Origin of the sequence: Collinsella sp. AK_207A (assembly GCF_902501965.1) — a bacterium.
Taxonomy (GTDB): Bacteria; Actinomycetota; Coriobacteriia; order Coriobacteriales; family Coriobacteriaceae; genus Collinsella.
Map to the genome: position 1 here is coordinate 13,444 of NZ_CABWID010000004.1, position 20,415 is coordinate 33,858.

22 protein-coding genes are annotated in these 20,415 nt (G+C 64.2%); 7 read left to right on the top strand and 15 right to left on the bottom strand.

The genetic code is table 11. The annotated features are described in order from the left end of the window. Positions 1–45: 45 nt before the first annotated feature. The 8 genes from sufU to GDJ97_RS00930 form a co-directional block, all read right to left on the bottom strand. Positions 46–462: a Fe-S cluster assembly sulfur transfer protein SufU gene (sufU, locus tag GDJ97_RS00895; RefSeq protein ID WP_152069356.1), complete on the bottom strand. Its 417-nt coding sequence runs from the start codon at positions 460–462 to the stop codon at positions 46–48. Further along, positions 455–1,801, bottom strand: a complete 1,347-nt coding sequence (locus GDJ97_RS00900; protein ID WP_152069357.1) for an aminotransferase class V-fold PLP-dependent enzyme — start codon at positions 1,799–1,801, stop codon at positions 455–457. The genes sufU and GDJ97_RS00900 overlap by 8 nt, the downstream gene beginning before the upstream one ends. After that, positions 1,798–3,078: a SufD family Fe-S cluster assembly protein gene (locus GDJ97_RS00905; protein ID WP_152069358.1), complete on the bottom strand. Its 1,281-nt coding sequence runs from the start codon at positions 3,076–3,078 to the stop codon at positions 1,798–1,800. Before GDJ97_RS00905 ends, GDJ97_RS00900 begins: the two co-directional genes overlap by 4 nt. Further along, positions 3,078–4,493 carry a Fe-S cluster assembly protein SufB gene (gene sufB, locus GDJ97_RS00910; RefSeq protein ID WP_152069359.1) on the bottom strand — a complete coding sequence of 472 codons (1,416 nt, stop codon included), beginning with the start codon at positions 4,491–4,493 and terminating at the stop codon, positions 3,078–3,080. The genes GDJ97_RS00905 and sufB overlap by 1 nt, the downstream gene beginning before the upstream one ends. 3 nt (positions 4,494–4,496) lie before the next feature. After that, positions 4,497–5,312, bottom strand: coding sequence for a Fe-S cluster assembly ATPase SufC (gene sufC / locus GDJ97_RS00915; protein WP_152069360.1), 816 nt, complete (start codon positions 5,310–5,312; stop codon positions 4,497–4,499). Positions 5,313–5,568: 256 nt separating this feature from the next. Further along, positions 5,569–6,321, bottom strand: a complete 753-nt coding sequence (locus GDJ97_RS00920; protein ID WP_152069361.1) for an NAD-dependent protein deacylase — start codon at positions 6,319–6,321, stop codon at positions 5,569–5,571. 27 nt (positions 6,322–6,348) lie between these two features. Beyond that, entirely contained in the window at positions 6,349–6,630 is a 282-nt protein-coding gene (locus GDJ97_RS00925) for a type II toxin-antitoxin system RelE/ParE family toxin (protein ID WP_193221249.1), read from the bottom strand. Between the two features lie 7 nt (positions 6,631–6,637). After that, positions 6,638–6,907 carry a type II toxin-antitoxin system prevent-host-death family antitoxin gene (locus GDJ97_RS00930; protein WP_152069363.1) on the bottom strand — a complete coding sequence of 90 codons (270 nt, stop codon included), beginning with the start codon at positions 6,905–6,907 and terminating at the stop codon, positions 6,638–6,640. 223 nt (positions 6,908–7,130) lie between these two features. On the opposite strand from GDJ97_RS00930, the gene GDJ97_RS00935 reads away from it, so the two are divergent. Both GDJ97_RS00935 and GDJ97_RS00940 read left to right on the top strand, forming a co-directional pair. Continuing rightward, entirely contained in the window at positions 7,131–7,865 is a 735-nt protein-coding gene (locus GDJ97_RS00935) for an iron-sulfur cluster assembly scaffold protein (protein ID WP_152069364.1), read from the top strand. Positions 7,866–7,883: 18 nt separating this feature from the next. Next, positions 7,884–8,888, top strand: coding sequence for a GGGtGRT protein (locus GDJ97_RS00940; protein ID WP_152069365.1), 1,005 nt, complete (start codon positions 7,884–7,886; stop codon positions 8,886–8,888). A 129-nt stretch (positions 8,889–9,017) separates the two neighbouring features. On the opposite strand, the gene GDJ97_RS00945 is transcribed toward GDJ97_RS00940, so the two are convergent. From GDJ97_RS00945 to GDJ97_RS00955, 4 genes are all read right to left on the bottom strand, one after another. Continuing rightward, positions 9,018–10,199 (bottom strand): pyridoxal phosphate-dependent aminotransferase, encoded by a 1,182-nt coding sequence (locus tag GDJ97_RS00945; protein WP_152069366.1) that lies wholly within the window; start codon positions 10,197–10,199, stop codon positions 9,018–9,020. 120 nt (positions 10,200–10,319) lie between these two features. Next, positions 10,320–11,744: an APC family permease gene (locus GDJ97_RS00950; RefSeq protein WP_226808676.1), complete on the bottom strand. Its 1,425-nt coding sequence runs from the start codon at positions 11,742–11,744 to the stop codon at positions 10,320–10,322. A gap of 78 nt (positions 11,745–11,822) precedes the next feature. Continuing rightward, positions 11,823–11,957 (bottom strand): hypothetical protein, encoded by a 135-nt coding sequence (locus tag GDJ97_RS09625; protein WP_255445712.1) that lies wholly within the window; start codon positions 11,955–11,957, stop codon positions 11,823–11,825. A 337-nt stretch (positions 11,958–12,294) separates the two neighbouring features. After that, on the bottom strand, positions 12,295–13,041 hold the full coding sequence (locus GDJ97_RS00955) for a metallophosphoesterase family protein (protein ID WP_226808678.1): 747 nt from the start codon (positions 13,039–13,041) through the stop codon (positions 12,295–12,297). A gap of 392 nt (positions 13,042–13,433) precedes the next feature. On the opposite strand from GDJ97_RS00955, the gene GDJ97_RS00960 reads away from it, so the two are divergent. The 5 genes from GDJ97_RS00960 (at position 13,434) to GDJ97_RS09460 (ending at position 17,559) form a co-directional block, all read left to right on the top strand. Beyond that, complete coding sequence (locus tag GDJ97_RS00960) at positions 13,434–13,976, top strand: DUF4342 domain-containing protein (protein WP_152069368.1); 543 nt, start codon at positions 13,434–13,436, stop codon at positions 13,974–13,976. A gap of 18 nt (positions 13,977–13,994) precedes the next feature. Next, on the top strand, positions 13,995–14,780 hold the full coding sequence (locus GDJ97_RS00965) for a response regulator transcription factor (RefSeq protein ID WP_152069369.1): 786 nt from the start codon (positions 13,995–13,997) through the stop codon (positions 14,778–14,780). Continuing rightward, positions 14,764–16,059: a cell wall metabolism sensor histidine kinase WalK gene (locus GDJ97_RS00970; protein WP_152069370.1), complete on the top strand. Its 1,296-nt coding sequence runs from the start codon at positions 14,764–14,766 to the stop codon at positions 16,057–16,059. The genes GDJ97_RS00965 and GDJ97_RS00970 overlap by 17 nt, the downstream gene beginning before the upstream one ends. A 334-nt stretch (positions 16,060–16,393) precedes the next feature. After that, on the top strand, positions 16,394–17,245 hold the full coding sequence (locus tag GDJ97_RS00975; protein WP_226808680.1) for an IS110 family transposase: 852 nt from the start codon (positions 16,394–16,396) through the stop codon (positions 17,243–17,245). Beyond that, on the top strand, positions 17,197–17,559 hold the full coding sequence (locus GDJ97_RS09460; protein WP_226808682.1) for an IS110 family transposase: 363 nt from the start codon (positions 17,197–17,199) through the stop codon (positions 17,557–17,559). The genes GDJ97_RS00975 and GDJ97_RS09460 overlap by 49 nt, the downstream gene beginning before the upstream one ends. 295 nt (positions 17,560–17,854) lie before the next feature. On the opposite strand, the gene GDJ97_RS00985 is transcribed toward GDJ97_RS09460, so the two are convergent. The 3 genes from GDJ97_RS00985 to GDJ97_RS00995 all read right to left on the bottom strand — a co-directional run bounded on the left by GDJ97_RS00985 (position 17,855) and on the right by GDJ97_RS00995 (position 20,380). Then, complete coding sequence (locus GDJ97_RS00985; protein WP_152069371.1) at positions 17,855–18,592, bottom strand: GntR family transcriptional regulator; 738 nt, start codon at positions 18,590–18,592, stop codon at positions 17,855–17,857. Between the two features lie 164 nt (positions 18,593–18,756). Continuing rightward, the gene (locus GDJ97_RS00990; protein ID WP_193221250.1) at positions 18,757–19,611 is read right to left on the bottom strand and encodes a PTS system mannose/fructose/sorbose family transporter subunit IID; all 855 of its coding nucleotides are present in this window, start codon (positions 19,609–19,611) and stop codon (positions 18,757–18,759) included. Then, the gene (locus GDJ97_RS00995; RefSeq protein ID WP_152069372.1) at positions 19,598–20,380 is read right to left on the bottom strand and encodes a PTS sugar transporter subunit IIC; all 783 of its coding nucleotides are present in this window, start codon (positions 20,378–20,380) and stop codon (positions 19,598–19,600) included. The genes GDJ97_RS00990 and GDJ97_RS00995 overlap by 14 nt, the downstream gene beginning before the upstream one ends. Positions 20,381–20,415 lie beyond the last annotated feature (35 nt).

The following is a 20,415-nucleotide window of genomic DNA, read 5'->3' on the forward strand; positions in this document are numbered from 1 at the left end:
TACGTGAGCGACGGCCTGAGCGGCAAGGTGCCGTGCCTCAGGCGGCTACAGCATGGAAGACAGGGTGCGCCAGGCAAGCTCCGCGCACTTGACGCGGGCGGGCATGTGGCTGATGTCCTTCAGCTCGGCAGCCTCGTCCAAATCCTCGTAATCCTGCTCGGACAGCTTCTCGCCGCGGATCATCGCCAGGAAGAGCCCGGCCAGGCGCTTGGCCTCCTCCACCGTCTCACCGGTGATGAGGTCGGCCATGATGTCCGCGCTCGCCTGGCTGATGGCACAGCCGTGGCCGGTAAAGCTGGCCTCCTCGATGACGCCGTTCTCCACGCGCAGCTGCAGGTTGAGCTCGTCGCCGCAGCTGGGGTTCACGCCATCGTGCGTGGCCGTGGGGCGCTCCATCTCGTACTTGTAGTCGGGATGGCTGTTGTGCTCCATGAACGTCGTGGAACTGTACAAACTAGGCATGGAAGGTCTCCCAAACGTGCTCGAGGCCCTCGATGAAGGCGTCGATGTCGTGCTTGTCGTTGTAGAATGCCACGCTCGCGCGGCAGCAGGCAAGGTTCTCCACGCCCAGCCAGGTGAGAAGCGGCTGCGCGCAATGGTGGCCGGCGCGGATGCAGACGTCGTCCATGTCCATGATGCTCGCCACATCGTGCGGGTGGATGCCCTTCACGTTGAAGGAGACGACGCCGTGGTGGTTGTCCCAGTAGATGGAGCCGATGAGCTCCACGTACGGCAGCTGGGTGATGCGGCTCATGAGGTAGTGCACGAGCGCGGCCTCGCGCGCCTGCAGGGCCTCGTAGCCCACGTGGTTCACCAGGTAGTCGAGTGCCACGCCCGTGGCGTAGATGCCCGCGGCATCCTGCGTGCCGGCCTCGAACTTCTCGGGCACGGGCGCCCACACGGCGTCCTGCTCCGACACGGAGTCGATCATCTCGCCGCCCGTGAGCATCGGGGGCATCTGACAGAGGAGCTCGTGGCGACCCCACAGCACGCCCACGCCCATGGGGCCGCACGCCTTGTGGCCTGAGAAGGCCAGGAAGTCGGCACCGAGCGCAGCCACGTCCACCGGCATGTGCGGCACGGACTGGGCGCCGTCCACCACCAGGTAGCCGCCGTGCGCGTGCACCGCGGCCCCGAGCTTCTCGATGGGATTGCGGCAGCCGAGCACGTTGGAGACCTCGGTGGCGGCCACGATCTTGATCTTGGGACCGATCTTGGCGGCGATCTCCTCGTCCGAGAGCGCACCCGTCTTGGTGGGATACAGGTACACGAGCGTGGCGCCGGCCGCGCGACAGGCCTGCTGCCAGGGAATCAGGTTGCTGTGATGCTCCATGATGGTGATGGCCACCTCGTCGCCCGGTGAGAGCACCGTGGACGCGAAGGACTTGGCCACCAGGTTCAGCGACTCGCTCGTGTTGCGCGTGAACACGATGTCGTGGCTGCGCGGGGTGCCGTCGACGGGAGCCGGCGCGTTGATGAGACGCGCGATCTGCTCGCGCACCTGCTCGATGGCCTCGGTGGCCTCAACGGACAGCTTGTACAGGCCGCGGAGCGGGTTGGCGTTCATCGTCTCGTAGAAGCGGCGCTCGGCGTCCAGCACGCAGGCGGGGCGCTGGGCCGTGGCGGCGCTGTCCAGGAAGGCGACCCCAGGATGGCTCGCGAGCAGGGGGAAATCGTGCTTGTAGGGATTCACCTCGATGTCCACGCGGGGCCAGGCGCGCGAGGCCTCGTCGGAGGCGTCGAGCACGCCGGGGGTCGGCGCGGTGCAGGTGTCGCAGGTCACATGCTCGGTATCGATCATGCCAGTTCCTCCTCGAAATCAGGAACGATAGCCTCGCCCAGGCGCACCACGCTCGCGCGGATGCGCTCGTCGGGCGCGGAAAGGGCCGCGTCCTCCAGCTTGGCGGAAACGAAGAGCGCCTCCGCCTGCGCCTCGGAAAGACCGCGGGAACCAAGGTAGAAGAGCTGCTCGGGGCGGACGTGCCCAATCGTGGCGCCGTGGTTGCCCGCCACGTCGTCTTCGTCGCAGAGAATGACGGGCACGGTCTTGTTCTCCACGCCGTCGTTCGCCAGAAGCACGGTCTCGCGCTCCGCACCCTCGGCACCCTTGGCGCCGTGCATGAGGTCGATGGTGCCGCGCAGGATCTTGGACGAGGTACCCGTCAGCACGCCGTTGGCGTCCATGTTGCTGACGGTCCTCTTGCCCAGATGGCGAATCTGGTAGTTGAAGTCGTGCAGCTGCTCGCGCGCGCCCAGGTAGCTGGTATCCACGTCGATGCGGGAGGCGTCGCCGCGCAGGTCGGCGGCAAGGCCGGTATAGCTCCTACCCGCGCCCAGCACGGTGTGGGAGACCTCCACGCGAGCGCCCTCGTCGGCAAAGACACCCATGTCGTCGATGACCAGGAAGGCGTCGTCGGCCGTCTGAACGCTCGCGACGTTCACGCGGGCGCCGCGGGCGGCGAACACGCGCGCCGCAAAACCCACCACGCCGGCGACCGCGTCCGGGTCGGCCGCGCCGTCGAGGGCGAGCGTGAGGTCCAGGGTCGCGTTCGCGCGGACCACCACGTCCAGGCTCGCCGCCGCAGCGGCGCCCGGGCGCCCGTCAACGCGCACCGTCACGGCGGCGCGCACGCCACCGGGCACGTCGATGACGCTCGGCTTGCCGGAAAGCCCGCGCAGGTAGGCGTAGGCCTCGCGCCCGCAGCCGGTCAGGAAGGCCTCTGCCGCGGAGAGCTCCTCCTCGGCGCGGACGGCGCCCCGCTGATAAGCGGAGAGCGCGGGCACGTCCATGGTGTCCAGCTCGCCGGCGGCCAGCTTGGCGCGTTCGGCGGCATCCCCCGGCGCCGCGGCGCGGGAGCGGGCGGCGTAGCGCTTGGAGGCGGCGACCATCTCGGTGTCGAAGGCCTCCACGTTACCGGTCACCACGTTCTCGGAACCCGGCGCGGGCTCCACGGAGACCGCATCCCGGGCAGGCGCCAGGCCAGCCGGAACCTCCACCTCCGCCGCATTCATCTTGAGCCAGCTCCACGTGGGCGCCGGCATGGCGTTCACGTTCGTGAGCTTCTTCGTCTCGCCCATTAGCCGATCGCCCCTTCCATCTCGAGCTTGATCAGGTTGTTCATCTCAACGGCGTACTCCAGCGGCAGCTCCTTGGAGACCGGGTTGGCAAAGCCGTTCACGATCATGGTACGGGCCTCCTCCTCGGAGATGCCGCGGCTCATGAGGTAGAAGATCTTGTCGTCGCCGATGCGGCCGATCGTGGCCTCGTGACCCACGTCCACGTTCTTGGCGCGGATGTCCATGGAGGGGATGGTGTCCGAACGGGACTGGTCGTCGAGCATCAGGCTCTGGCACGACACGCTCGCGCGCGAACCCGTGGCGGCAGGCGTGGCCACGATGGAGCTACGGAAGGTTTGCACGCCGCCGGACTTGCTGATGCCCTTGGTCTCTACCGAGGCCGAGGTCTCGGGAGCGCCCAGCACCACCTTGCAGCCGGTGTCCAGGTTCTGCCCCGCGCCGGCGAAGGTGATGCCGGTGAACGAGCAGCGGGCCTTGCGGCCGGCGAGAATGCTCATCGGGTACAGGTAGCCCACGTGGCTGCCGAAGGAGCCCGAGATCCACTCCACCTCGCCGCCCTCGTCCACGCGGGCGCGCTTGGTGTTCAGGTTGTACATGTTCTTAGACCAGTTCTCGATGGTCGAGTAGCGCAGGTGCGCGTGCTTCCCCACGAAGAGCTCGACCGCGCCAGCGTGCAGGTTGGCCACGTTGTACTTGGGTGCGGAGCAGCCCTCGATGAAGTGCAGGTCGGCGTCGTCCTCCACGATGATGAGCGTATGCTCGAACTGGCCCGCGCCCTTGGCGTTCAGGCGGAAGTAGCTCTGCAGCGGAAAGTCCAGCTTGGTACCCTTCGGCACGTAGACGAAGCTGCCGCCGCTCCAGACCGCGCCGTGGAGCGCGGCGAACTTATGGTCCGTGGGCGGGATGAGCGTCATGAACTTCTCGCGGATCATCGCCTCCCACTTAGGCTCGTGGAGCGCTTCCTCGATGCCGGAGTAGACGATGCCCATCTTGGAGGCCGTGTCCTGCATGTTGTGGTACACGAGCTCGGAGTCGTACTGCGCGCCCACGCCGGCCAGGTAGCTGCGCTCGGCCTCGGGGATGCCCAGGCGCTCGAAAGTGTTCTTCACGTCGTCGGGCAGGCTCTCCCAATCGGACTTCTGGTCCGTGTTGGGCTTCACATAGGTGACGATGTTGTCCATATCGAGCCCGGAGATGTCCGGACCCCACGTGGGCGTGTGCATGCGCTTGTAGATGTCCAGCGACTTCAGGCGAAACTCGAGCATCCAGTCGGGCTCGTCCTTCTTAGCGGAGATCTCGCGAACGATGTCCGGCGTGAGGCCCGCGTCCAGACGCTCGAATCCCTCCTCACCATAGGTGAAGTCGTAGAGGCTGCGGTCGATGTCCGCAACCTCGGTCCTCTTCTTCTCGGCCATGGGCTATTCCCCCTGCGAGGCCGCGACGGCCTGGGGGTCTGCGGCGGCGCCATGGCCGGCGACCTGCTCGAAGGACTCGAAGCCGTGCTCGTCGATCCAGGGGATGAGGTCGGCGCCGCCCTCCTTGACGATGCGGCCGGCGACCATCACATGCACGCGGTCCACGTGCAGGTGCTCCAGGATGCGCGTGTTGTGGGTGATGATGACGAGCGTGCCGTCGGTGGCCTTCTTGTAGGCGTCGATGCCGCGCGAGACCACGCCGAGCGCGTCGACGTCCAGGCCGGAGTCGGTCTCGTCCAGGATGGCGAGCTTGGGCTGGAGCAGCAGCAGCTGCAGCATCTCGACCTTCTTCTTCTCGCCGCCCGAGAAGCCCACGCCCAGCTCGCGGTTGAGGTAGGCGGTGTCCATGTCGAGCTGGCCGGCGAGCTCCTTCACGCGGCGGCGGAACTCCTTGCCCTTCATCTCGAGGCCGGGGCGGCCGGCGATCTCGGCGCGCAGGAAGCTGGAGAGCGGCACGCCCGGGATCTCGACCGGCGCCTGGAAGGACAGGAAGAGGCCAGCGCGCGAGCGTTTATCGGGCGTGAGCTCGGTGATGTCCCGGCCGTCGAAGCTGATGGACCCCGACTGCACCGTGTAGGTGGGGTCGCCCATGATAACGTGGCCCATGGTGGACTTGCCGGCGCCGTTGGGGCCCATGAGGACGTGTGTCTCGCCCGCGGTGACGGCAAGGTCAATGCCGTGAAGGATGGTCTTCTCGTCGGCCGCGGCCGTGACGCCGCGCAGCTCGAGCAGCGGGGCGGCTGCAGTGGTATCGGTCATATGCTCCCTCTTTCAAAATACAGGCACCCGGGCGTCGGGTCCGGGTTAAACCCTAGCTTTTCACTCGGGTTAACGATACCCACTTGCACCGGCCGGTCAAGCGAAATCCGACCGATTCACTAAGATTTGGGATAGCTGGGAAACCGGGGGCCGGCAGCGGCTCAAACGCCCGGGCGGGAGGCCTTCGCGCGCAAAACGCCGCACGAACGAAGGTGTGAAACGAGAAATGCGTTTTAGTCGTTCGATGGTGCGGCGTTTAGAAGTCGAACGCCGCCGCGATGTCACAGGAGATGAGCAGGTCGGCGTCTGCATCCTGCGGCGTGGGATCGCGATTGACGATGCAGAGCTCATCGCCCGAGAAGTACCGGATAAGGCCTGCCGCTGGATACACCACGAGCGAGGTTCCGCCCACGATGAGTGCGTCGGCCGAAGCGATATCCCCCACGGCACCCTCGTTCACCCGCTCGGAGAGCGGCTCCTCGTAGAGCACCACGTCTGGCTTGATGCGGCCGCCGCACGTCGGGCAGAACGGCACGCCGTCCTCGTTATCGTGGCTGCGGTCGAGCACCCAGGCGGCGTCGTAGACAGCCCCACAACGCTGGCAGATATTCCGATGCACCGAGCCATGAAGCTCCCACACTCGCTCGCTTCCTGCCATTTGGTGCAGGCCGTCAATGTTCTGCGTCACCACCGAGAGCAGCGTGCCCGCATGCTCCAGCTCCGCGAGTTTCTCGTGGCAGCGGTTGGACCGGACCGCGGGCACGATCATGCGTGTGCGGTAGAACTCGAAGAACTCTGCCGGGTGCTCCACATAGAAGGAGTGAGAGAGCATCGTCTCCGGAGGATACTTGAAGTGCTGGTGGTAGAGCCCGTCCACACTGCGGAAATCCGGGATACCGCTCGCCGTGGACACCCCGGCCCCGCCAAAGAAGACCACGCGGTGATGGGTGTCGAAAAGCCGCTTCAGCGCCCGTTGAGCGGCAGTCGTATCCGTTATCGCAGCAGCCATAGCAACCGCACCGTTCTCCCGTAGTCCCTACACCAGGCGCGCGTAGTCCTGGCTCTGATGGAACAAATGGGCGATGACCGACTCATCGCCCTCGTAGAAATAAAGCATCACATAGTTGTTGACCTGGCAGGTATGATAACCCCGCTCCGCGAATTCGGGTAGGCGCGAGAGGCCGTAGTCGACGGTACCGAACGCAATGAGCTGAACCTGGCTGCGAAGCTTGCCGGTAAAGGTGCCGACCGTCTGAATGCCGTACTTCCCCAGGTAGCTGGCAATCGATTCGATGTCCTCCTGTGCCGTCGAAAGCACGCCCACCTTATATGCCGTGGCGCGCCTCTATCTCATCCATGAACTCAGAGAAGTCCCGCCCCGCGTGCTCCGCCCGTTCGCGCTCCGCCACGGCCATCCGCTCCCGCAGATGCGTCAGCGCTTGGACATCCGCCAGGGCATCGTAGTCGGCAGCGCGCATGACCACGAACTTGCTGTAGCCGTTCTTCGTCACCGTCACGGGGCCGGGCGCGGTCTCCACGAGTTCGGCGAACTTCGCGGTGTCGCGCATATCTTTGATGGGAACGCATACGGGCATGATGGGCCTCCTTTGCAAAATTGTGTACATGATTATTCGAGCGCGTTCAAGAGTGTCCAAGCGCGCCGAGCGCACCCTCCTCACCTGAAGTTCACCCTGGTAAACATGCCGTTTATCGAATACCCCTTGCTAGATGAGCGCTATCATGGGAGCGCATGTCAGTGCCCGGAGGGACGTTTTCGCCTGCGCCCCCCTCGGGATTGCTACGACAGAGAGGAGAGGCATGCAGTACTCAGCAGAAGTGGAACACATGTGCCCGGTCGCCAAGGGCGCATACCACGGCCCCGCGCCCATCCCCGAGGAGGGCAAGTGGGTCCAGGCCAAGGAGGTCTCCGACATCTCCGGCCTCACCCACGGTGTGGGTTGGTGCGCCCCCCAGCAGGGCGCCTGCAAGCTCACGCTGAACGTCAAGGACGGCATCATCGAGGAGGCGCTGATCGAAACCATCGGCTGCTCCGGCATGACGCACTCCGCCGCCATGGCTTCCGAGATCCTTCCCGGTAAGACCATCCTCGAGGCGCTGAACACCGACCTCGTCTGCGACGCCATCAACGTGGCCATGCGCGAGATCTTCCTGCAGATCGTCTACGGCCGCACCCAGACCGCGTTCTCCGAGGGCGGCCTGCCCGTGGGCGCCTCCCTGGACGACCTGGGCAAGGGCCTGCGCTCCCAGGTGGGCACCATGTTCGGCACCAAGGCCAAGGGTGCTCGCTACCTGGAGCTCGCCCAGGGCTACGTCACCCGCATGGCGCTGAACGAGCATGACGAGATCATCGCCTTCGAGTTCCTGAACCTCGGCAAGTTCACCGACGCCATCAAGGCCGGCAAGAAGCCCGAGGAGGCCATCGCCGGCGCCATGGGTCACTACGGCCAGTGGGAGAACGCTGCCAAGTACATCGACCCGCGCACGGACGAGGAGACCCACTCCGTCGCCAGCACGTTCCCGGTCAACGAGTAGAAAGGGAGGGAAACAAACATGGCTGTTACGTTTGAGGGCTACGAGCGCCGCATCGACAAGATCAACGCGTGCCTCGCTGAGAACGGCATCTCCTCCCTCGAGGAAGCCGAGCAGATCTGCCTGGACAAGGGCGTCAACCCCCGCGAGATCGTGAACGGCGTTCAGTCCATCGCGTTCGAGAACGCCAAGTGGGCCTACACGCTGGGCTGCGCGCTCGCCATCAAGCAGGGTGCCAAGAACGCCTCCGAGGCCGCGGCCATCATCGGCCAGGGCATCCAGGCCTTCACCGTGCCGGGCTCCGTCGCCGAGGACCGCAAGGTCGGTCTCGGCCACGGCAACCTGGGCGCCATGCTGCTCGGTGACGACACCGAGTGCTTCGCCTTCCTGGCCGGCCACGAGTCCTTCGCCGCCGCCGAGGGCGCCATCGGCATCGCGCTGAATGCCAACAAGGCCCGCAAGAAGCCGCTGCGCGTCATCCTGAACGGCCTTGGCAAGGACGCCGCCCAGATCATCTCCCGCATCAACGGCTTCACCTACGTGAAGACCCAGTTCGACTACTACACGGGCGAGCTGAAGATCGTGGAGACCATCCCCTACTCCGACGGCCCGCGCGCTTCCGTGAACTGCTACGGCGCCGACGACGTCCGCGAGGGCGTGGCCATCATGTGGCACGAGAACGTGGACATCTCCATCACCGGTAACTCCACCAACCCCACGCGCTTCCAGCACCCCGTGGCGGGCACCTACAAGAAGGAGCGCCTCGAGGCCGGCAAGAAGTACTTCTCCGTGGCCTCCGGTGGCGGCACCGGCCGTACCCTGCACCCGGACAACATGGCTGCCGGCCCCGCCTCCTACGGCATGACCGACACCATGGGCCGTATGCACTCCGACGCGCAGTTCGCCGGCTCCTCCTCCGTGCCGGCGCACGTGGACATGATGGGTCTCATCGGCATGGGCAACAACCCCATGGTCGGTGCCACCGTGGCCTGCGCCGTGGCCGTGGAAGAGGCTCTGAACAAGTAGTTCGACCCTCCTTCGCGAGCATCTTTGGTTGAAGAGAACCGCCGTCCGGTTTTTCCCGGGCGGCGGTTTTTCATGGGCTGGTGCGGTGCGGGTGCCGTGTAAGGGGCGGACGCGCAGATGCGAAGCCCCTTATCCCCGATGCGGTATCTTCTCGTGGATCGTCTTCAGGTTCTCGAGCGCCGCGCGCAGGGTCTCGTCGCGCTTCGCGAAGTGCAGGCGCACGTAGCGGTTCTCGGGCTCCTTGAAGAAGCTCGAGCCCGGTACCGCGCCCACGCCCACCAGGCGCGCCATATCTTCGCAGAAGGCCAGGTCGCTCTCGTAGCCGAATTCGGAGATGTCGACCATCACGTAGTAGGCGCCCTGCGGCACGCTGTGGGCAAGGCCGATCTGGTCGAGCCCCTGGCAGAGCAGGTCGCGCTTGGCCGCGTAGAGCTCGCGCAGCTCATCGTAGTACGAATCCGGAAAGCGCAGCGCCACCGTCACGGCCTCCTGCAGAGGAGCCGACGCCCCCACCGTCAGGAAATCGTGCACCTTCTTGATGCGCTCGGTTACCTCGGGCGAGGCGATCGTGTAGCCCAGGCGCCATCCGGTGATGGAATAGGTCTTGGAAAGCGAGCTGCAGCTGATGGTCCGCTCGAACATCCCCGGCAGGCTGGCGATGTAGGTGTGCCGATACGGCTCGTAGACGATGTGCTCGTACACCTCGTCGGTGATCACGTAGGCGTCATACTTCCGGGCGAGCTCCGCGATGAACTCCAGCTCCTCGCGTGTGAACACCTTGCCGCAGGGGTTCGAGGGATTGCAGAGGATGAGTGCCTTGGGGTGGTTCTCGGCAAAGGCGCGCTCGAGCTCGGCACGATCGAAATCGTAGGTGGGCGGCACGAGCGGCACGTAGACGGGATCGGCGCCGGCAAGGATAGTGTCGGCACCGTAGTTCTCGTAGAACGGACTGAAGATGATCACCTTGTCGCCGGGGTTGGTGACGGTCATCATGGCCGCCATCATCGCCTCGGTTGATCCGCAGGTGATGACGATGTTTCCCTGCGGGTCAATCGGAATCCCCATGAAGCGGCTCTGCTTCTCGGCGAGCGCGTCGCGCATAGACTGAGCGCCCCAGGTGATGGAATACTGGTGATAGAGCGGGTTCGGATCCCCGGCGATGCGCGTCAGCTCGGCAAGGAGCGGCGCCGGCGGATCGAAATCCGGGAACCCCTGCGAGAGGTTGACGGCTCCATAGCGGTTGGAGATGCGCGTCATACGGCGGATGACGGAATCGGTGAAGGAATCGGTGCGCGTGGAAAGCGGTTGCATGGGACCTCCCGGGCTCGGCTGCATCGCTCCCATCCTAGTACGACCGAGTGCCGGCGCGCACGTGGTCGCCCGTCCGTTCGGGATTGTTCACGGTGCCGCGGCCGAGAGACCGTGGGGGCATCAGCGCGCGTGCGCCCGCCATATCGTGAAGCCTGCCAGCACCAACGCGTAGAAGCCGATGATCGCCCAGCGCACGGGCTCCATCAAGCCGGAACTCGCCACGAACACGCAGCCGAGCGCCGCGATGACGGGAGCCACGCGCCCGCGCAGGGCGCCCACCTCGCCCACGGGAAGCCCCAGCACGCGGAGGAGCAAGACGGCGGTCAGCAACATGTTGAACGAGACGGCGAGCTCGGAGATATCCCCGTTGGGAAGGAGCCCCAGCATCGTCACGGCGGCGTGCGCGGCCATCCAGAAGAGCGAGAGCGCCACGCCCACGATGGCACTCGCCACCGGAAAACCCAGGCGCCCGTTCACCCGGCCCACCGCGGCGGCGCCGGGGATGTCTCCCCGCTGTGCGAGTGCGTAGGGCATGCGCATGGCAGAGAGCACCACGCCGTTCACCGTTCCCATGACCGAGATGAGCGCGACCACGTTGGGCAGCGTCTGCGCCCCCGACCCGAAGAGACGCGCGAAGAAGAGCCCGAGCGAGGCGTCGCCCGCCTCCATGACGGCGGCGGGACCTAGCATCGTGGAAAGGCCGATGAAGTAGAGCAGGTAGAGGGCGAGGATGACAAGCGGCGCCACGCTGAGCGCGATGGGCAGGTTCCGGCGCGCGTTCTTGAGCTCGGGGGCGATGCTCGCGCTGATGGTCCAACCGTCGAAGGAGAAGGCGATGGGCGCCGCCGCGAGCAGCCAGCCCAGATGCGTCGGCGCCGCGGTCGCTACGGTCGCCGCAGCCGTGGCCGTGGCCCCCGTCCAGCCCAGGCCCAGGCCGGGCGCGGTACCGCCCCAGCCCGCAACGCCGAACACCACGCCCGCCGCTCCCACGGCCAGGAGCGGCAGGATTTTGATGAACGTCGTGACGTTTTGGAACCAGCCGGCTAGCCGCGGGGCGAGCACGTTCCACGCGGCACAGAAGAGCAGGTACACAACGCCGATGAGCATCTGCTGCGCAAAGGAACCGGCAAGGCCGAACACCATGCAGGCGTACACGCCCACCACCCAGCAGAGCACCGCCGCGATGCCCGGCAGGTACAGGATGGCGAAGTTCCAAGAGAAGATGCGCGCGAGGGGGCGCGGCAGGTACTCGTCCGCGAAGGCGAGCACCCCGCCCGTCCCCTCGCTACGCGCGGCGTAGACCGAGAGCGCGAGCCCGCCGAACACGATGACCGCGCTTGCGATGCAGAACATGGCGACACCGAGCTCCACGCTGCCGCCCGTGGCGATGAGCACGTTGTCGGCCTTGAAGTAGATGCCCGACCCGATGCAGATGCCGATGATCATGCAGAGCGCCGTCACGAGCGAGTAGCGCTTCTGGTGCATGGCCTCCGCAGCAGAGGTTGGGAAGACGCCCGCCGCGCCCTTCGTCGTATCTTCGTTCAAGGAACACTCCGCCCTGTCAACTCACAAAGATTGCCATCATAGCAGCTCGGCGAGAGGACAGGGCGGGCGAGTCCCCCGCTACCTGCGCCACGTGGCGGCAAAGATAATGGGAAGCCCGACAAGGCACACCACAAAGGCGACGGCCGCGATTGCAAGCACGATGGCCACGTTCACGAAGACATAGGCCACGGCAATGAAGACCAGCGCTAACATGCAGGCCAATAGCTCGGCCACGTAGCACAAGACCAGGTTCGAGCTCGGTCGTCTTCCAGCCGCGGTTGAGTCTGTGCCCGTCGGTCTTTCCGCTGGAGGCGGGAATGGGAGCTGCGCCGCGGATCGAAGCGAGCTTTGCTTCGTTCGGAATTTAAGTGCACTGCACTTACAGTTATTGTGTTCCCCGAACCAGTCTGAAAGCAAGCGTATCAAGCTACAACTTGTTAAACCGGAGACGGCCCCAAAGCCCAGGACAATAACATATCCCTCAGAAGCAATGAATGATTAGGCTAAAGAAGCGTTGCGTAAATTAGCAGGCAAATTATCGCCCGCCAACCTACTCCAGCCCTTGCCCGCTGTACTTCCCTGTCTCCGAGTCGTAGCTCAGTACGGCGACCTCGCCGTACTCCATCACGTTGCCGTCGATGAAGTAGTGGCTCACACCGTCGCTCCAGATTCCGCGGTAGCCTGCGATGCCCGAGACGGCCTCGGTATTGATGTGCCCGGCGATAACATCCAGACAGAACTCGCGCCCCACATAGTCAGGCATCATCATGGTAAACGACTCGGTAGACGTGCCCATCTTCCAGTAGTCCCCGGCCTCCTCTTCAATGCCGGCGTGCACAAATACCTGGCCAAAAGGACTCTCGTAAAAGTACGGGAGCTTGCGGACCCACGTGATGACGTCCGCATGCTCGGCCTTCATATGCTCAACCGTAAAAGCATAGGCCTCCTCGAACTTCCTAAGCCTCAGCAGTTGTTTAACGTGTCTGAATGCCTCGCCATCCAAGAAACTCTTGGCCGTTGCCAAATTGCTGTCGGCAAGTATCCAAGCCTGCGTGAAATTAGGGTTCTTCACCTCGTCGATGTACTCCAGGAACATCTCCTCGTGGTTGCCGCGCAGTGCCACGACGCGATCGCCGTAACGCTTTTGCAGTTCCATGACGAGCTCGAAGACACCGAGCGAGTCGGGGCCTCGGTCGCAGTAGTCACCCAGAAGGACCAGCTTAGAATCCTCGGCATCGAGATCGATGGTGGAGAGCGATGCCTTAAAAGCATCAAGGCATCCGTGAATGTCACTCATAGCGAAGATATGCACTTATGACCCCCTGTTTGCGCGGGGCCTCGCCCGTTTGCGCCCGTGCGCTGCTGCGGCCCCTCTAATCTCGCGGGCGACGGACACCCTTGCCCGTCACGCCCCCCAGTATCTTAAAAGTAAATCTCGCCGTGCGGACACACATTAACCTTGGATCCCGGCCGCTCGGTCCACGGACGCCCCAAAGGCACGCCCCCCTTCCACGCACACCCAAAAACTCATCCAACATTAATCTTGGCTCAAGAATCGCTTAATCTATAACCTGCACTATAGAGTTCGACCAAGGGCGGGGCGGCACCGCGCAATGCAGGCCGCCGAACGCAACGCTCGCGCCCGGGCAGATTGCCCAGCGTCACGCCCATCGAACGAAAGGACAGGTCATGGACGACCTCGAAAAAGTTGAAACCATCCGCACTAAGTGCAACGTGAGCTACACCGACGCCAAGGCCGCGCTCGACGCCACCGACGGCAACGTTCTGGATGCCATCATTTGGCTCGAGTCGCAGGGCAAGACGCAGGCCACGTCGGCGCACGTCGCCACCGAGTCCGCGCCGGTCGATGAGCCTTCGGCCGAGATGGTCGCCGCGCAAGCCGCCTATGAGAAGTCGAGCGAAAAGACCGACTTCTCCAAGAAAATGGACAGCGTGTGGGAGTACCTCAAAAAGCTCTTCCGTCTGAGCCTGGACACCAAGTTTATCGCCACGCGCCGCGATGCGATCGTCCTCAACATCCCCATCCTGATTCCCATCATTGCGCTGTTTGCCTGGGGCGCTACGATTTGGCTGATGCTGATTGGCCTGTTCTTTGGCATGCGCTACCGCATCGATAGCGACGGCGACGTGCCCGGCAGCATCAACAACCTGATGAATCACGCCGCCGACGCCGCGGACGGCATCAAGCAGAATCTGAACGACGATAAGTAATCGCAGGCGGGGGCACGTATGGCACGAATCCTGATCGTAGAGGACGAGGAGAAAATCGCGCGCTTTGTGACACTCGAGCTGGAGCACGAGGGCTACCAGGTGGAGTACGCAGCCGACGGCCGCACCGCCGTGGACCTGGCGCTGGAGCGCGACTACGATCTGGTTCTGCTCGACGTGCTGTTGCCGCAGCTCAACGGTGTGGAGGTGCTGCGGCGCATCCGCAAGCACAAAGATGTGCCGGTGATCATGGTCACCGCGCGCGACGCCGTGATGGACAAGGTGGCCGGGCTCGATGCCGGCGCCGACGATTACCTGACCAAGCCATTTGCAATTGAGGAGCTGTTCGCACGGATCCGCGTGGCGCTAAAGCGCGCGGAAGTCGTGCGGGCGGCTTCGGGCGCTGGCGGCGTCGGCGCCGGGGCGGGCATGGCGGGCGGCGCGGCCGGGAATGCCGCTGCGATGTCCCCGACCAGCGACACGGCCCAGGCCCTCGCCTCGCCCTCCCCCGCCACGCTCACCGTGGGCTCGGTCGCACTCGATCCCGACCGCCGCGAGGTCACGGTCGCGGGCTCGCCCGTCGTGCTCACGGCCCGCGAGTTTGACGTGCTCGCCCTGCTTATGATGCACGCCGGCACCGTGCTCACGCGCGAGCGCATCGCGCACGAGGCGCTGGGCTACGAATACGTGGGCGACACCAACAACGTCGATGTCCACATCGCGCACCTGCGTGCCAAGATCGAGGACGCCGGTGGCGCCCGCATTATCCAGACCGTGCGCGGGGTGGGCTATGCCTGCCGCGCGTAACGCCGAAACCAAACGCGTCACCTCCATCGCTCGCGCCATCAACTGGAGCTACCTGTGGCGCCGCCTGGTGAGCTACGTCTGGCTCGACCTGCTGCTGCTGGTTGTTGCGGCGGCGATCCTCGTCTATGGCTACAACCAGACGCTGCCCGACGGCGCGTTTACCGCAGGCTGGATCCCCGGCGCTGCCGTTCACGGCATGTCGCTGACGCCCGTGCGCGGCTGGGACCTGGCCACGCTCACCTATACCGTCGAGCTTGCGCGCGGCGCCAAGACCTTCCCCCTCGGGCAGGACCTCATCGCGCTGTGGCCCCTCTATCTCGTCGTTGCGGGCGGGCAAGTCATCAGCGTGCTCGATATGCTCGGCGGCGCCCGTCGCGTGCGCCGCACCATGGCGCCGCTCAACGACCTGGCCCTGCGCGTGGACGAACTCGGCCGCATGCAGCTTGCCGGCGGCAAGATGGAAACGCTGGAGCAGGCCATCGAGCGTGCGAGCGTCGACTCGCCGAGCGTCACCACCGGCGACGCCGACCTGGCGAGCATCGAGGTCGCGCTCAACCGTCTGCTGCGTCAGATGCAAGAGGCCAAGTTGCAGCAGATGCGTTTTGTCAACGATGCAAGCCACGAGCTGCGCACGCCCATCGCGGTGATTCGGGGCTACGTGAACATGCTCGACCGCTGGGGCAAGGACGACCCGGACGTGCTGGCGGAATCCATCGCCTCGCTCAAGGCCGAAAGCGAGCACATGCAAGAGCTCGTGGAGCAGCTGCTGTTTTTGGCGCGTGGCGATGCCGGCCGCACCGTGCTACGGCGCGCAAATACCAACCTGGCCGCACTGGTTGGCGAGGTATGCGAGGAATCGCAGATGATCGATACCGAGCACACGTATCGGCTGGCGTACGACACCGTGCTTGCCAGCGACGCGCGCTGCGACGCGCCTATCGACGTGGCGCTCGCAAAGCAGGCGCTGCGCGTGATCGTGCAAAACGCCGCCAAGTATTCGGACGCGGGAACGGCCATCACATTTGGCGTAGCGCCGGATACAGGCGCGGGCGCGATCGAAATAAGTGTTGAGGACGAGGGTATCGGCATGAACCAGGAATCCGCAGCTCGCGCGTTCGAGCGGTTCTATCGCGCCGACAATGCGCGCGACGCCGGCGCGCAGGGTTCGGGCCTGGGGCTTGCCATTGCCAAGTGGATCGTCGATAGCCATGGCGGCGTCATCGACGTGACCTCGGTCGAAGGCGTCGGCAGCCGCTTTACCATTCGCCTGCCACGGTAGTGGTGCTCCGCGCGAATCGAAGGTGAATGGTTTCCCTAAAAGTGAACGACTTATTTTGCCCATTACAGCCAGAGATGAGCTATTCGATACCCCGTTGATGCATTTCCCCGGTGTCGGATACGATGCAGGCAAGCCCGTCTGGGCCGCCGATCGGGCGCCTGCGTACGGCCGTCTGCCCCTGCCCCGAAGAGGGCCCGGGGGGTGGTGCCGACGCGGGCGTCGCCGTTTCAGACGACTGATAGGAAACTGCCGGACCTCGGGGAGGATGTCCACGGCCGGGTGATGCGGGTGTCGCGGGAAACGGCTTCCGATCGACCGACTATTGGAGGACGCCATGGCCGACAACGCAGCGCCCGCGGGGAGGGCCGTCCTCGGGCTCGACGTCGGGAAGGCCTCCCGCTGGGCCTGCATGCTCACCCGGGACGGGGAGGTCGCCGCCAACCGCCCCGTCGCGAGCTCCGAGCATGGGCTCGACAGGCTGCTCTCGCAGGCCGGAGAGGGGACCCCGGTCGTCGTGGGCCAGGTCCGCAACATCGGCGCCCTGCCCATATCCAGGGCCGGGAGGGCCGGGCCCGACGTCGCCTACCCGCCCGGCATGGCGGCGCACCAGGCCTCCAGGATGTTCGCCGGCGACGCCAAGACCGACGAGCGAGACGCCCGCGTGATCGCCAGGACCGCCATGGGCCTGCGCGACGCGCTGCCGCCGGTCCCGGAACGCGACGGGGACCTCGAGGCCGCGAGGCCGCTCGCCTCGCAGCGCGACCGCATGGTGACGTGCGCCACGAGGGACAAGAACCGGCCGCGCCCCATCCTCTTGGAATCCCGCCCGGCGCTCGAGGCCCTGGCGGGCCCCTCGGACCCGAGGTGGCCGCGCGTCCTCGCCCGCCTCGGCGGCGCCCGGGGCGCGGCGGACGCGGGGAGGGCGTCGCTCTCTGCGCTCATGCGGGGCGCGGGCGGATCGGCGCGCGCGGACGCCTGGACGGCGATAAACTCGTCGACCAGGCCTCCCGAGGTCATGGTGAGGGCCGAGAACCCGCAGGTGAAGATGCTTGCGAGGCGTATATCGGAGGCGATGGGGGAGGCATCGCGCCTTGACGCCGAGATCGCGTCCCCGCCCGAGTCGGACGACACCTACGCGTGCCTGCTGACGATCCCGGGCACAGCCCGAGGACGGCGTCGGAGCTGACGATAGCGATCGACATATCGTCGTTCCCCGACCACGACCACCTGGCCTCGTACCGCGGCATCGCCCCGAGGAACCGCAGGTCCGGGACCCCGATAGCGTCGGTGGCGGCGTCGAGGCAGGGAAACAAGAGGCTGAAGAACCTGCTCATATTCTCATGCAACTCGCTGACGAGAAGCGCGGACAGGTTCGGCGAGTACTACCGCGCGTGCAGGGGCCGCGGGATGTGCCACGGCGAGGCGCTGAAGGCGGTCGCGAGGAAGAGCCCGAAGGTGATCTACGCGGTCATGCGGGACAAGGCCCCCTACGCGGCCTAGCGAGCCGGGAGACAGAAAGGCGAACAGGCCCCCAGAGGGGCCCGCGCCAGCATTGCCAAAAGCCCCGGAACTAGGGCAAGAAACTAGTTGGCAAAACTATAGGAACACCCTATCCCTGGCGAAACATCGATTCCCAGCCATTACACAAACTGTTGAAGTACCTGTTGATAATACGCCTCGGAGTCGACGATAGCACCATCCATATCGAAGATAACGGCCTTGAACGGATAAACAACGCCCATGTTCAAACGGTCCTTTCACGTCCACCAAAAGCGGGCGCACCGGGAAACCGGCATCACATAGTGAAGGTGTAGCGCGATCCGATGATATACTGCCTGCCCACATACAAGGGTTTTCCAAACTGATCGTGATAATGACCGAGCAGGTAGAAAAGCGGCTCCCCGATCGCAACATCAAGGAGCTCGGCAAGATGCTCATCGGCGAGCATGATGCTGAGGGACTGAGTGCTCCCACGCACCGCATGCCGCCCCGTTTTCTCCACAATCAGGCTGAAAAACGATACATTGTCCAGAGGAGCACTCTCCAGAAACTCCAGACCGGGCGCTGCGAACAAGTTTGACTCGACCATAAGCGGTCGGCCGTCCGCCGTACGCACGCGGCCCACGGCGATCACCCGGTCAACGTCAGGCCCGAAGAAGGCTCTCTCATCCTCGGGCACCGCCGCAACAGACCGAGAAAACAGCACGGCCCCGGGAACCACGCCGTTTGCGCGGCACGACTCCGAGAAGCCCATTACCTTCTTGCTGCGGTCGTCCCGAATCTTGCGGGAGGGACCACTTTGGCAGACAAATGTGCCCTTCCCCTGGAGCTTGGACAGCAGACCGTCCTCCACAAGGAGTTGGATGGCCTTGCGAACGGTGATCCTGCTCACCGCGTACAGCTGACTCAGCTCAGGCTCCGGGGGAATCTTCTGTCCGGCACGATAGACGCCGCGCTCAATCTTTGCCCTCAAATCGTTCGAAACCTGTAGGTACAGAGGTATCGAAGAGTCTTCCCGTAGCTTGACAGCCATACCACTAATATCCCTTCAGATCCCTTCAGCGAGGTGCCGGTTCGCTCATTTTATACACAATAGAATGACATAATACTAATGGCGGCAAGGTTTGTTCTCCGAAGAAAAGACCTTGCCGCCACGTCATCAAAGCCAGTCAGACAGAAGACGAACCGCTACCTGTATCAGGCAAGGACGCCCGTGAAGGCACCGAGCACGCCCACCACCATGGTGATCACGATGAGGACCATGGGGCTCACCTTGTGGCTCAGCGCCCAGTAATACAGCCCGAGCGCCACAAGCGCAAGCGTACCGGGAAGAATGCCGTCGAGAACGCTCTGGATGGTCTGAACGCTCTCACCCTGGCCGAACTCAATCGGAATGGAAACAGAGGTCATGGTCACCGTCATAGCGCCGATCACCATGACGCCGATGATGCCAGCCGCATAGATCACCTTATCCATCAGGCCGCTCTCCTGCGCTTTCGTCAGAAACGACACGCCGAGCTCATAGCCTTTATGGGCACCGATGATACGTGTGAGGAACGTCGGGATGTTGTAAATCAACAGAAACGCGATGGGGCCGAACGGGTTGCCGTTGACGGCAAGACTGATGCCCACGGCTGCGGCGATCACGCGCAGCGTGCCCAAAAAGAGCGAGTCGCCGATACCCGACAACGGACCCATAAGCGCAGCCTTGACTTGGTTGATGGTCTCCGGGGCCATCTCCCCTTTCGCCACGCGCTCTTCCATCGAGGCGACCACGCCGCCCACAAACGGAGCGAAGTACATCGTGATGTTGAAAAATTCAAGATGACGCTGCAGAGCCTCTGAATATCCCTTCGGGTCATCCTTGTAAATCTTCTTCAGAAGGGGGTTGAGCATGAGGCAGAACGGAACGCTCATCTGCTTGGGGTAGTTCCAGGAGTACTCCATTCCCAGGGCACCGGGGTTCACCGCCATGCGCGTGAGGTCTTTCTTGCTGATACTGCCCCGGTACGCATCCTGCAGCGTCTTGTCGGACATCTTAGAAGTCATCATCGTCGCCTCCATCTATGCCTACAGCCGCCCTGGCAACCATCGGGCGCTCATCCAGGAACTCCAGCTTCTCGATTGCAATCACGACCGCAAAAATCGCGACGGCGAGAACGGAAAGGTTAAGGAAGGCCGCCAGCGCGAAGCCCGCAACGAAGAAGGGGATGAGCTTCTTGTTGACGATCATGCGCATGAGCATTGCGAAGCCCATGGCGGGAAGAATACCGGCGGCGATTCCGAGACCGTCGAACACGAAGGACGGAACGGAGTTGAGCGCAGCGGTTACCACATCGGAGCCAAGGAAGAATGCGAAGAACGTAAGCGTGAACGTCCAGATCGTCTTCCCGAAAAGGCCCAACAGCACATACGTAAGCTTGATTTTTCCGTCATCGCCCTCTTGGGCACCATGATCGGCTATGGGCAGGATGAGCGGAAGAATCGCGTAGAAAACGTTCTTGATACCAAGTGCCGCAAGTCCGATGGGCATGGCGAGCGCATAGGCGGCCTCGAGGCCTGAACCCGTTGAAATCGCGAAGGCGGTCGCCAGCACGCCTCCGGTGATGACATCGGGCGGAATATAGGCACCGACCGAGATGGCACCCATGAAAAGGAGCTCAAGGTTTGCCCCGATAATAAGACCCGTTTGAAGGTCTCCCAGCACCAGCCCGACAAGCGGACCGAGCACGATGGGGCGCTGGATATAGCTGGTTCCCAGCGCGGTGTCGAGCGTTCCGAACGCCGCGACGAGGCCAATCAGCAATGCCTGCATCAGCATGATTATCTCCTCTCAGAATGATACAGCTGTCTGTC